Annotated in this window: 1 protein-coding gene; it reads right to left on the bottom strand. The window is 36.2% G+C overall.

Annotated elements, in window-relative coordinates; translation table 11 throughout:
* Positions 1-1,187 (bottom strand): elongation factor Tu (tuf, locus tag IC214_RS00680; RefSeq protein WP_227866132.1); only part of this gene is annotated, 1,187 nt, incomplete at its 3' end.
* Positions 1,188-1,204: the final 17 nt, after the last annotated feature.

The following is a 1,204-nucleotide window of genomic DNA, read 5'->3' as shown; positions in this document are numbered from 1 at the left end:
ATTATTGTAGCAACAACTCCTGAAGCTACTGTTCTTCCACCTTCTCTTATTGAGAATCTTAATCCTTCTTCTACAACTATTGAATTTATTAAGTCTACTTCCATTGTTACGTTATCTCCAGGCATTACCATTTCTATTCCATCTGGTAACTTACAAGCTCCTGTTACATCTGTTGTTCTGAAATAGAATTGTGGTCTATATCCATCAAAGAATGGTGTATGTCTTCCACCTTCTTCTTTTTTAAGTACATATACTTCTGCAGTAAATTTTGTGTGTGCTTTTACTGATCCAGTCTTTGCTAGTACTTGTCCTCTTTCTATTTCGTTTCTTTGTACTCCTCTTAATAATGCTCCTATATTATCCCCTGCTTGTGCTTGGTCTAATAATTTTCTGAACATCTCTACTCCTGTTACTACTACTTTTCTTGGTGCTTCTGTTAATCCTACTAATTCTACTTCGTCTTGTACTTTTAATACTCCTCTTTCCACTCTTCCTGTTGCAACTGTTCCTCTTCCTGTGATTGAGAATACGTCTTCTACTGGCATTAAGAATGGTTTGTCAGTATCTCTTTCTGGTGCTGGTATATATTCATCTATTTGCTCGAATAATTCTACTATTTTATTTCCCCACTCACTCTTTGGATCTTCTAATGCCATTAATGCTGATCCTCTTACTATTGGAGTATCATCTCCTGGGAAATCATATTCTGTTAATAAATCTCTTACTTCCATTTCTACTAGTTCTAATAACTCTTCATCATCTACCATGTCACATTTGTTTAAGAATACTACTATATATGGTACTCCAACTTGTCTTGATAATAGTATATGCTCTCTTGTTTGTGGCATTGGTCCATCTGTTGCTGAACAAACTAATATTGCTCCGTCCATTTGTGCTGCTCCTGTTATCATGTTCTTAACGTAGTCAGCATGTCCTGGGCAGTCAACGTGTGCGTAGTGTCTGTTTGGAGTTTCATACTCAACGTGTGCTGTTGATATTGTGATTCCTCTTTCTCTTTCTTCTGGAGCTTTATCTATGTTTGCGAAATCTACTGCTTCTCCTAATTGGTATCTGTCATATAATGTTTTTGTTATTGCTGCTGTTAATGTAGTTTTACCGTGGTCAACGTGTCCTATTGTCCCTATATTAACATGAGGTTTTGTTCTTTCGTATTTAGCTTTAGCCATTTTGAATTTCCTCCCTT

This window comes from Clostridioides sp. ES-S-0190-01 (assembly GCF_020658275.1).
In the GTDB taxonomy this organism is placed as follows: domain Bacteria; phylum Bacillota; class Clostridia; order Peptostreptococcales; family Peptostreptococcaceae; genus Clostridioides.
Note: the sequence above shows the minus strand (reverse complement) of the source record. Positions and strands in the feature narration are given on the sequence as shown.